This window comes from Kocuria sp. CPCC 205260, assembly GCF_040981045.1.
In the GTDB taxonomy this organism is placed as follows: domain Bacteria; phylum Actinomycetota; class Actinomycetes; order Actinomycetales; family Micrococcaceae; genus Kocuria; species Kocuria palustris.
This window is the reverse complement of the sequence record NZ_JAVKPT010000001.1, coordinates 325,974-337,782: the sequence shown is the minus strand read 5'-3', so window position 1 is coordinate 337,782 and position 11,809 is coordinate 325,974. Positions and strand designations below refer to the sequence as shown.

Below are 11,809 nucleotides of genomic sequence, written 5' to 3'. Positions count from 1 at the left end.
CGGACGCGGAATCATCTCGCCGTAGTGTCAACTTGTCCGGTTGCCGGCGAGCCGTCGGCAGTCCAGACGATCGTCTCGGCGCGCATCAGGCGTGATCCTCGGTAGCGAAGCGCATCTCCCGAGCCATCGCCCGGTCGAAGGCCCCGCGCGCCAGCGTCTTCCAGCTGGGCAGCGAGGACAGGTAGAGGTAGAACTCCGCAGTGATCTCGTGCAGGGCCGTGGCCGAGAGATCATCGAAGTCGACCTCGGTCTCGCTGTACGCGCGGGAATCCGGGTTGGTGACCTCGGCGCGCAGCTCATCCAGATCAGCTCGAGTGCTGTGCCTGATGTAGACCTCGCGCCCATCCTCGCTGCACAGATCCCCGGCACCGTTGACGCTGAAGTGCTCCTCGTCCTTCTCCATCTCGGTGCGCACCTGCTGGTAGGCCTCCGCGATCTGCTCGTCGAGCTTGCGCACCTTCGCGACCCCGGCCTCGGTGACCAGCATCTCGCGGCTGATCATGCCCTCGGCGTAGCGCATCGCGACGTACTCGTCGTTCTTGACCTTCCAGAACGCCGTCTTCTCGGCCACCTCCTGGTCCTCGACGATCTGGTCGTCGGAGAAGTTGCCGAAGGACGCGCTCTGCTCCTCCGGGTCCACCTCGTAGACCGAGCTCGGATCCGCACCGTTCTCCACAGCCACGTGATTCGAGATCAGGTTCATCACCTCGTCGGCGTACACGTCCGGGTCCAGGCGCTTGATGTCGATGTCCTTGTACCCGTAGAGCTCCTGGTACTGGATCTTTGCCCGATCTGCCTTCGAGGCCTGGTTCATGCGCTTGTCCAGAGCCTTCACGAAGTCCGGCTGGTTCATGCGCACGTCGAACTCCATCGCCGTGGACATGGTGGGCACCGTCTGCAGCGAATACTCCTCATGACCGGCGTGGTTGATCCGGTTCTCGAACATCCGCCAGGACATCGGCAGGATCGTCTCGTTGCGGTTCCAGATCGGCGCGTCGCCGGCACGGAAGACGATCGCATTGCGCGGGGCCAGATAAAGCATGTCGTTCTGGCTGATCAGCGGCTCCTCCTTGACGTTGAAGTTGTAGCTGACCTTGCCCTCGGTGCGACCCATGCCGCGGATCTTCTCGATGTCCTGGGTGACCGACTTGCCGTCCCGGTAGACACGGTGCGTCTTGCCGGAGAGCTTCTCCAGCGTCTCGAGCATGGAGTCATCCGTGGACTTCAGGTAGATGATGTTCGAGATGTTGCCCTGGGCGATCCTGTCGATGGAGTCGCCGTAGACCTCGCGCAGCTGCTGCAGGGTCTGCAGGATCACCGTGAACTGCTGTGACTGCCCGAGACCGATGGAGAGCATCGTCTCGAAGTTCGCGATGCCGTGGCCCTCGGACTGCAGGTTGCCCAGCTCGTCGAGCATGAAGCGCGTCTTGAAGAGCGGCTTCTGCGAGGACTTCGTCATATAGGCCTTGTCGAAGTTCAGGTCCACCAGCTGCTTCAGCAGGATCAGCACGAGCTTCGCGTACTTGGTCAGATGCGGCGGAGTGATCAGGAAGATCGCCTTGGGCTTCTCGGAGTAACGCACCGAGGTCCGCATGATCGCGTGCACCGAGGCCGTGGCCAGCTCCGGCTCCGAGGTCTCGGACATGTCCAGGCGCTTCTGCTTGTACGTCGTGGCCGCGAACCGGAAGCTGGTGATCTCCCCGTCCTTGCGCACCGGGCGCATCTCGCGCAGCACGCCGTTCTTGATCTGCTTCTGGCTCGTCACCGGCTCGGTGACGTAGCGCCGCCCGTTCAGCGAGAGCTGGAAGCTCTTGGTGAACTGGAAGTAGAACGTGTGCGCCAGCGAGCCGGACTGCGGGTTGCGCAGCTCGAGCTTGATCCAAGCGCTCGGCGTCTCGAAGATGCCCTCGAAGTAGTACCGCGCCCAGCCCTCGCGACTCACCATGTCGGTGTGACCGAACTTGCTGCCCAGATCCTGGGTGAACATGTCGTCGCTGTAAGCCCGCCACACCGCCTGCAGACCGGTCAGCGAGTGCATCTTGGCGAACTGCGGAGTGAAGCGCACACCGAAGCGCCGTGGGAACGACAAGCCACCCAGATCGACGTTCTGCGAGGGCCGACCCGAAGTCAGAGTCGAGATCGTCGGGTCCGTGAAGAACGACATCGCGGTCAGAGCGATGCCGTAGACCGAGGCCATCATCTTCTCGGCTCCGGCCATCGCGCGCAGCGCGTTGTCCGTATCGGCCACCCGGTCGCGCATCGACGACTTCGGCAGCATGGCCGTGGCGTTGAAGAACAGCGTGAGCATATCCAGCTCCGGCTTGTCCTCCCAGATCTTCGCCCGGGCCTCGACGGCCTCACGAGCCAGCTCCTCGCCCTCAGGATCCTCCTCGAACTCGCCGTTCTTGACCCGCTCCTCGAACTCGCTCATCGGATTCTTGAGCTTGCGCGAGGTCAACTGCACGAAGAGCTGGTAGCAGTTGTAGAGCGTCACATTGCCCCACATCTCGTCCAGACGCTGCTCGAGCGTAGCCGGGTGCATTCCGGTGGCCTCGGCGTAGACGCGCAGCTCGCGCTCCTCCTCGAGGTAATAATCGATCAGACCGTAGGCCGCTCTCTTGAAGGCGTTATTAGCAGCATTGGCCCACATCGGATCATCGCCGCCATCCACCGGAAAGAACACCTCGGCGATGTTCTCGACATAAGACGCCATCTTCGTGAAATCACCCTCGCGAGCCGATTCCGCCGCCATTCCCAGAGGGTTGTAGATATCCGTCTTGATGATGTTGATCAGGTTGAACTGGATGACCTCGAAGCCGCGCACGACCAGCCGCTCGTAGAACTTGACCAGCAGCTCGCCCTTGGGGTCGTTGGCCAGGAAGTTGTTCATCGCCGTCTCGCGCGACCACATGTCCAGCACGGCCTCGATGTAGGTCTGGCCCTTACCTGCACGGGTCATGGCCAGCATCATCGTGTTCACCGGCGCGGTGTCGACGATGTAGGCACCGGCCGGGCGCTGAGGCTCGTAATCCGGCAGCGTCCAGTCGGCCTTGATCAGATCGGCCACCGTCTCGTACTTGCCCTTCTCGCGGTTCGTGCCGCCGGGGTTGTACGGGATCCGACGCGCGTCAAAGTAGCGCTGCAGAGACTTCTCGAAGACCTCCGAGGCCTCGAAGAGGGCCTTGCCGAACTTCTCGTCGATCAGCGGAACGTCATGTCGGATGGCCTCGCCGTTCTCGTCCACGACGATCTCGCCTTCGTAGAGCTCGGCGTCGCCCTCGTCGTCAAGCTTGTCCTCCTTGGCTCGCTCCGGGAAGGCGACCTTCGGCAGACCCTTGTTCGCCAGCATCATGTGGCTGAGCATCGAGGAGACCTGCACGGAGCTGTGCGCCCCGACGTCCGGGAACCAGTCGTAGCTGCGCTGGACCTCCTCAGGCAGCGCGATGTGCTGGTCGTTGTCATACTGGTTGATGTCGTCGGTGCGCGACATCAGGTTCGAGGTGTCCACCCGCCGGCGGACCATCTCCGCCACGCTCAGGCCCACGCCGGCCCCGACGGCCAGCGTCACGAAGATCTTGAAGCCGCCGAAGGTCGTCAGCGCAGCCCCCAGCGTGTGCTCCGGCGACGCAGCGTCCTCAGCAGCAGCACCCTCGCTCGTCGAGGCGGCCTCGGCCTGGGCGTACCAATCCGGCACGGGCACCTCGGCAGCCGTGTCGTAACACGGCGCTCCCGGCTCCGGCTGACCATCAGAGGCCAGCGGCGTGAAGCACTCCATCGACTCGCCGTTGGCCCCGACCGTCACGGACTGCTCGTAGTAGTCGCTCGGCTCGGCACCTCCGGAGCCGGAGCCTGCCGAGCCGAGCCCGCCGAGCGCGCTGCCGGCCATCGACAGGATCAGCATCAGCACCGAGTAGAGAACCCAGGTGAGGATCCCGGTTCCCACACCGAGCACGGCGGCTCCGATGTAGCCGGCCTTCTTGGAGCGAAGCTTCGGCAGGGCCTGCCGATCCAGCTGCTGCGCACCGTGGACATCACGGTTGGCCAGGGTCTCACCGCTGGAGCGGGCAGAGATCTTGTCCCAGTTGCTGGCGTTCGGCCCCTTCGACCGACGCCGACTCATCACCGACATAGCAGAGACTTCTTTCGTTGATCAGCGGATATGACGACACGACGACCGAGCCATCGGCCTGCGATGCACCCGGTCGTCGTGTCAGAGAACCTCGTGCGCTCAGCCGCCGAGGATGGTCGAGAAGAAGATGCCGCCGGCCACGAAGGCCAGGATGCCCAGCACCACGATCAGCACGATCAGCATCGAGTTGGAGCGACGCTGCATGTCCGAGATCTGGTCGTTGCCGCGCTGGGCCGCATCCCGGTCCTCGCGCAGCTGCTCGATCCGGGCCCGGAAGCGCTGCTCGACCTCCTCCTCGATCGAAGCGTTCTTCTCGCGCAGCTCGATGGCCTCCTTCTCGGCGGTCTCGAGCTTGGCGTTCTTGAGATCCACCTCGTGCTGCCATTCGGCGTTCAGACGCTCCAGCTGCGTGCGGATCGCAGCCTCGGCCGCCTTGGCCTCGATCTTCGAGCGGTGCAGCTGCTGCTCGTGCTCGGCCTCCATGGCGGCCACGATCGAGTCGTGATCGCGCTGGGCCGTGGCGAGCTCATCGGTGCGGCGATCGTGCTCAGCCAGGGCCTCGGCGCGCGTGAGATCCGCCTTGCGGTGATCGTCAACGAACCGGGTGATGTAGTCCGACCACTCGGCCAGCAGCTTCTGCTCGGACTCGTGATCCGACTGCTGCTTCTCGGCCAGCGTCTCGAAGATGGCCGTCTGGCCCTTCTCCATCTTCAGCGCAGCACCGCGGCGGCGCAGGTCGTTGATCTTGTCCATGTCCGCCGAGTGATCGACCTCGATGGACGTCTCGATCTGCGAGGCCCGATCCGCCTGCTCGCGCTCCATCCGAGAGCGGTGACGCTCGAGGTAGGACGCCTTGGCGGTGCGCTGTGCGGCCTCGCCGGCCTCCTCGGCCTGCCGGTTGTACTGCTCCAGGACCTCGGTGCGCGCCTGACGGATGCGACGATCCTTCTCGCCCAGAGCCTCCTCGCGACGAGCATCGGCCTGGGCCTTGAGCTTGCCGTAGGGCGAGTCCGGCTTCTCGAAGGAGACGGTCTTCTCGATGTTCTGGGCGTGCTGCGAGGACAGGTTGACGTAGGTCGTGCGCATCCGGTCCTGATTGGACTGGTGCAGCTGGTAGAGCGCCGCGTTGGCCTGCCGGGTCAGCTGCGAGATCTGATCCGCCAGCCACTCCGAAGAGCCGGTGGGCACCTCGATCTGCACGACCGGAGCTCCGATGCCGAAGGTGGCGTTGAACGAGGCGAGATCCACGTCCAGATCCAGGTCGCCGGAAAGGAACCGCCGGGCGATCGCATCCTGAACCTGTCGCTGATCCGCAAAGGTCTCCACCGGCACGGTTGCCTCGACCTCGTACTGCCCGTCCTCGAAGGACTGGCCCGCCGGCGGGTTCCAGGGCTCCTCGTCCTGGGCCTCGTCCGCATTCAGATCGCCCTCGTCCTCCTCGTCGTCCAGACTGTAGTCCGAGGACGGCAGAGCAACACCGGGGGAGGACTGCTCCGGCTCATCCGCCGCAGCATCGTCCGAGACATCGATCTGATCCTTGCCCTCGTCCTCAGCGCCGTCGTTCAGCCCGACCGAGCTGATGACCTGCGTCGACTCGGGATCGTCCTGCAGATCCGCATCCTCGAAGTCGGGCTCATCCTCGTCTTCGCCGTAGACCGGGCCCTCGTCACCGTCGTCCTGGATCTCGTCCTGGTCGAAGATCGGGCTGTCCTCGTCGTAGACGCCGGCCGCGGCCTCCGTCTCGGTCTCGGTCTGATCAGCGCCCTCGTCCGACTCAGCCGCAGCCCGCGCCGAGGCCTCGCCGCTGTAGTGGTTCCAGAGGTCCTCGCCCACGGCCTTGCGCAGGGTCATGTTGCCCAGGGAGACGTCGCGCACCTCCTCGAAGCTCGTCGTGGAATCCGACTGCTCGATGATCAGGTCGTCGTTGCTGTACCAGGCCACGCCCCACGAGTAGACCGCCGAGGTCATCATCGAGAACTCGTCCAGACGCGACATCGTGTCGTGGTCCGGGATGATCCCGAGCACCTCGGCCTCGATCATCTCCTCCGTAGCGATCACGTGGATGTGGTCGTTGCGGATCAGCTCGATGAGTTGGCCCTTGGACTCATCGTTGCGGTCGCGCTTGGACAGTCCGCCGATCGACTCGACCTCGAGCACCAGCAGTGCCCACGTGGTCTCCGAGGGGAAAGCGAAGTTCGAGTTCTCCTTCAGCAGATCGACGCTGGCAGGGACCGTGGTCTCTTCCACCACCGACCGCAGTCGATCGTTGGGCTTCTTCTTCGCCCCCGTGGGACGACGACCGGGCATGTGGGGCCTGAAAGCCATGTTCCTGCCGTTCTCTTCGCAGTACGTGATGAGGACTATTCGCCTCGTTTACGAGCATTCTATCGGCATGATCTCTCAGACAGCAAGACGAGAGGCATTCATCTGCCTCTCGTGTCGTCTTGCGGAGAGAAAGCCGATCCGTCGATCAGCGGTCGGCCTCGACCACGATCGCCACATCGGTGCGGACCTCGGACTTGTTCTCCGAGGCCATCTTTCCCTCGGCCTTGACGATGATCCGGCGCTCCTCCGGGTGCAGGTTCACGAAGGTCGCGATCTCGGTCGTCACCTCGTTGGTCAGTCGCGCCACGGCCGCACGGGCACCGCCGGCATCCGACTCGGTGTCGCCGCGGTCATCGGTGAGGTAGTTCAGGACGCGGCTGGTGTAGTTCACGCGCACCCCGTGCTTGCGGAAGACCTCCTGGGCCAGGTCCAGCATCTTCTTCTTGACGATCGCCTTCTGCGTCTTCTCCGACAGCGGCTGGAAGGGCACGATCTGATCCACACGCCCCAGCAGCTCGGGCGGAAACTTGTTCTCAGCCTGCGTCGAGGACAGCGAGCGGCGGATCAGCTTGTCGTACTGCTTCAGCTGCTTGCCCGAGCCCTCGTCATCGGCGGCATAGCGCGCGACGTCCTGGTAGATCTCCGATGCCGCGTTGGTCGTGAGCACGATGTAGCAGTTGCGGAAGGAGACCTCGCGCTGGTTGGCGTCCATCAACTGGCCGTCGTCGAGGATCTGCAGCAGCAGGCGGATGACCTTGCCGGAGGCCTTCTCGATCTCGTCGAACAGCAGCACCGAGTGCGACAGCGACCAGACCCGGCGCGTGAGCGTCTCGCGGAAGCTGGCCATCGTCGAATCTTCGGAGAAGTCGGTCATGTCGAAGCGGATCAAGTGACGCTGATCGTCGCCGAACAGCATCTTCGCCAGCTGCTTGGTCATCTCCGTCTTGCCCGTACCGGTGCTGCCGGTGAGCAGGAAGGAGGCCTCGGGCCGGGACTTGTCGTTGAGATCGGCCACCGACAGCTGCAGGCGCTTGGAGATCGCCAGCGTCGCGGCCTTCTGCGAGAGCACCTGCGCGTCCAGCTGGTCCTTGATGCTTCCGCCGTCGACCGCGAAGGCCACGTTGACGCCCAGCGACTCCTCGAGCACGTCGGCCAGCAGCTCCCGACCCATCGCCCGATGGGTGAGCCGATGCCAGCCGACCATCGCGTCCAGGATCAGGATCGACTTGCGCGGCTGGGCCGAGGCCGGCATGTAGCGCTGGGTGTACTCGTAGATCAGCTCGAAGAGGTGATCGTCGTAGAACTGATCGGCGACCCGGTAGCGCTGGGCCATCCCACGCAGGATCTTGACCGTCGTCTCGCGGTCCGGGGGATTCAGGTTGATGCGCTGCAGGCGCTCGACCAGCGGCTGGTTCGGCGCGATGTACTTGTGGAACTCCTCGTAGGTCGTCGCCGCGATCAGGCGGATGCCGAGCACACCGGAGGAGGCCAGAATCGGCTTGATCGCCTCCACAGCGGCCGCCGAGAGCTGGATGATCTGGTGGATCTCGTCCATGAAGATCACGAGCTCCTGCTGCTCGTCGCGCACGAAGCGCTCGGCCTCGCCGAAGAACTCCTTGAGCTCGGAGGCCATCCGCTCGGGGGTGCCGGCCTCGAAGATCATCTTCGGCAGATCCAGCTCGAGGTAGAGCCGATTCACGTCCGAGAGATCCGTGGCCTGGACCAGGGCCGTCTTGCCCGTGCCGGCCTCGGCCAGCAGCAATGCGTTGCACAGCTCCGGACGCGCCATCGCGGCCATCAGCTGGCGCTTCTCGTGCTCACGTCCCACGATCTCGCGCTCCGGCTTGGCCAGCGGATCCGCCAGCTTCGAGAGCTTCTCGTACTTGGTGTCCAGTTCGGCATCCGAGAACACGGGCGACGACCTTTCTGCGGCCGACCACCGCAATGAACCTGCTTCTTCTGGAATATCAGTCGAAGAGTACCACGCGAGAGGCCTCTCGACTTAGCAGGTGCAGAGCCTTTTCCCGTGACCAGGACATGACGAAGGCCGCATCGAGGATTTCTCCTCGATGCGGCCTTCGCGCACAGCCACAGTGCCGACGAATCAGCCGATGGCCGGCTCGTCGTTCTCGACCTGGGCGGGCTCGGCAGCCTCAGCCGCCGGGGCCTGAGCCTGGGTCTCGGCCTGCGCCTCAGCGGCCGGAGCCGCCTTGTCCGGAGCTGCCTTGGCTGCCTTCATCGCCGCGAACTGCTTGTCCAGCGTGTCGTTCTCCATCTTGAAGTCCGACTGCTTGAGCTCCTTGTTCGTGTTGACGATCAGCCCACCGCGGGAAGCCGGCATCAGGCTGCCCTTGAAGGCGAACGCGCTGCCGACCTTCTCGCCCTGCTTGTTCATGACGGGGACGCCGTTCGGACCGGCCGCCTCGACCATCTTCGCGAACTGACCCTCCTGATCAGCCGAGTAGGCCGCGGTGTTGTTGTACCGCTCCTTGCCGTCCTTGCCGGTCTCCTTGCGAGTGGAGATGTGCAGGTTCTTGTCGCCCTGCCCGCGCTGATCGCGCGCATCCACCATGACGTCGACGAATCGGGTCGTCTTGCCGGTCTTCTCGTTGGTGTACACCGCCGAGTCGTAGACACGAGCGATCAGGTTGACGTCGGTCATCGCGCCGGGACCCTTGAGGTTGGCCATGATCTCTTCTCCTTGTGCTTGTAGTGGCAGCCGACCTCATGTCGACTGCTGGATCAGATCATCCGACTCAACCGCTGGACCTCGGTGCCTCTCGGCGTGCTCACTCAGTCTCCCTGGTTGAATCTGCTTTGACACTAGCCTTACGGACAAGACGAGTGCAACAACCACTCGACAAGTTCTCAGCAAGATCTTTCTGCGACCTGACTCAGGCCCGACAGTCCTGTCGTCTCACAACTGCGGCTGGGACTGCCTCGAGGCCGACTCAAGCTCTGCCGGCTCCGGCTGACGGGGCTGCTGGACGGCTTCCTCGATCGAGCGCTGCAGCGACACGGACAGCCCGGAGTCCAGCTCCGTGGTGGCACTGCGGACCATCTCCGGTTGCTGAGCCTGCAGCCGGCGCAGCTCGGCGATGCGCGAGGGCAGCAGGTGCAGCCCTGTCTGCGGATCCCGGCGCGCCGAGCTCATCGATCGCGCCAGCTTCTGCATCGCGTGCACGTCGGCCTGGGGCAGGTCCTGGACGGCTTCTCGCTGATCGGTCGCTCGCAGGTAGTCCACCGCCGCCTCGAGCCGGCGCTGGCGCTGGATCGCCGCGCGTCGGAACCGGTCGAAGGCCCGATCTCCGACGGGCACATCGTCGGTGTAGTCGAAGCCGAGGTGATGCAGATCCAGGGCCTTCACGTCCTCGAAGTCCTCCACCGGTCGCGGGTCGATCTGCAGGCGATCGACGTTGCGCGGATGCCGCAGCACGGCCGGCTCGGCCGTCTCCAGGCGCGGTGCCTGATCCGTCTGCGGCAGCACGAGGCTGCTCTGCTCACCAGTGGCCAGAGCTGGAGCCTGAGTCGGGCCCGAGCTGCTCAGGCTTGTCGAAGCGTCGGCGCGCAGCACCAGTCGCTGACCCGAGGACGCCAGATCGTCCTGGAACGCAGCGACCTGATCCGAGTAGCGATGCGACATCGCCTGGATCCGCGACTCGAGGATCTTCCGCCCGGCCTTACCCTGAGTCAGCAAAGCCCCACCGGGCTGGTCGTAAACGCCGCGGCCCAGCGCCTCGGCGGCCCGGGCGTCGCGCATGCGCTGCAGGGAGGCATCGTTGCGCATCGCCATCAGCGCCTGCAGCCGCTGGCCGTACTCGAGGATCTCCTGCTGGCGCTGCAGCCACAGCTGCTGCTCGTCGAAGATCGGCAGGTAGTGCTGGTACTTGGCCATCAGCTGCTGGTGCCAGTCGCGCTCGTAGCTATAGAAGTCGTAAAGCGGTCGCGAGGCCGCATCAGCCACACCGGCCTCATCGGCACTGCGCCACTGCTGAGCCAGGTCGCCGTAGTCCTTGGCCGCCTTGCGATGATCGCGCAGTCTCGAGCTGTAGCTGCGCATCCGGTAGCCGAACTCGGTGAACTCGTCCTCATCGTGCTCGACACCTTCTCCGGGCCGGTTCCGCGCCGCCAGCTGCTCGTAGTCCATGGTCATGACCTGCAGCGCCGGTGTGCGGATCTTCAGCTGCTCCTGAGGCAGAGCCTGCAGCACGGAGTAGACGCCGTTCACGGCCCGCTCGGTGATCTGGGCTCGACCCGTGTCCACCAGCTTCTGGTGTGCGGCCGGATCCAGGCCCTCGAGCTCGCGTCGATGATCGGCGTACTCGCGCACCCGATCCATGGCCGCCGGCAGGGGAGACCCCGGTGCTTCCAGCTGCTCCTCGACCAGCTCGGTGACCAGCCGGTTCGCTCGCTGCATCCGCACGTCGTTGGTGCCGGCCCGCCACAGCTTGCGATCAGCGGGCAGGCACGCGACCAGCAGCTGCGGCAGGGCCTCACGCTGGATGCGCTGCATCGCCCAGCGCTTGATGTGCGAGGTGACGTTGCGGCGCTCGTAGCCCACGGCCGAGGACAGGTGCGCGACGACCTGCTTCTCGTCCAGCCAGGCGTCCACACCGCGACGCAGTCGGGACTTGTGCTTGTCCAGCAGCTTGCCGCGCTGCGTCCCATCGGCACGCAGCTGACCGACTCCGGCATCGACCATCGCCAGGTGGCAGTGCACGTGCTCCGTGTCGACCTGGATCACTCCGACGTAGCGCAGATCGTCGAAGCCCCCGGAGCCCGAGCTCATCCGGTCGAGTCCGTTCATCACGGCCAGGCGCAGCTTCATCTGGTCCAGGTTGCCGCGGTAGCCGCCGCGCCCGGACAGCTCGAAGTCCTCGGGCACCAGGTGATGCCGGCGCAGGTAGTCCTCATCGAAGGAGATGACCGTCTTCATCCAGGTCTTCCCGGCCATGACCTTCTGCTGCAGATCCGCCGAGGCCGCCTGCAGCTGATCGTGCGACAGCGAGACCTGCCCGTAGCCGAAGGCCACCCCGCCCTGTCCTTGCGCCTGGGCCATCGTGGTCTTCAGCGTCTGCGGCGTGTCCTCCACGCCGGCGGTCTCCACGGCCTCCGATCGAGCCATGTACCGCAGCACGAAGTCGTCGACCTGGCTGCGTCGGATCGGTGCCACCGTCTCGGTCGCCAGTTCCCGGGCCATGTAGCGGGTCACGTAGGCACCGGGGGTCGCACCTCGCGAACTGCCGCCGCCGGGCAGCGGCTGAGAAAACTCGTTGACGATCACGATGTCCTGCTTGAGACCCACGACGGGCTCCTTCTCGAGATGATGGTCTGATCGACCGCGACCCGGCACCC

Annotated in this window: 5 protein-coding genes; all 5 read right to left on the bottom strand. The window is 64.8% G+C overall.

The window, feature by feature from the left end; genetic code table 11:
* Positions 1–85: 85 nt before the first annotated feature.
* Positions 86–4,120, bottom strand: coding sequence for a type IV secretory system conjugative DNA transfer family protein (locus tag RF645_RS01415; RefSeq protein WP_368818446.1), 4,035 nt, complete (start codon positions 4,118–4,120; stop codon positions 86–88).
* A 108-nt stretch (positions 4,121–4,228) separates the two neighbouring features.
* Positions 4,229–6,454: a hypothetical protein gene (locus tag RF645_RS01410; RefSeq protein ID WP_368818445.1), complete on the bottom strand. Its 2,226-nt coding sequence runs from the start codon at positions 6,452–6,454 to the stop codon at positions 4,229–4,231.
* A gap of 145 nt (positions 6,455–6,599) precedes the next feature.
* Positions 6,600–8,366: an AAA family ATPase gene (locus RF645_RS01405; protein WP_368818443.1), complete on the bottom strand. Its 1,767-nt coding sequence runs from the start codon at positions 8,364–8,366 to the stop codon at positions 6,600–6,602.
* A 192-nt stretch (positions 8,367–8,558) separates the two neighbouring features.
* Positions 8,559–9,143: a hypothetical protein gene (locus RF645_RS01400; protein ID WP_278857222.1), complete on the bottom strand. Its 585-nt coding sequence runs from the start codon at positions 9,141–9,143 to the stop codon at positions 8,559–8,561.
* A 228-nt stretch (positions 9,144–9,371) separates the two neighbouring features.
* Positions 9,372–11,759, bottom strand: coding sequence for a relaxase MobL (mobL, locus tag RF645_RS01395; RefSeq protein ID WP_368818441.1), 2,388 nt, complete (start codon positions 11,757–11,759; stop codon positions 9,372–9,374).
* Positions 11,760–11,809: the final 50 nt, after the last annotated feature.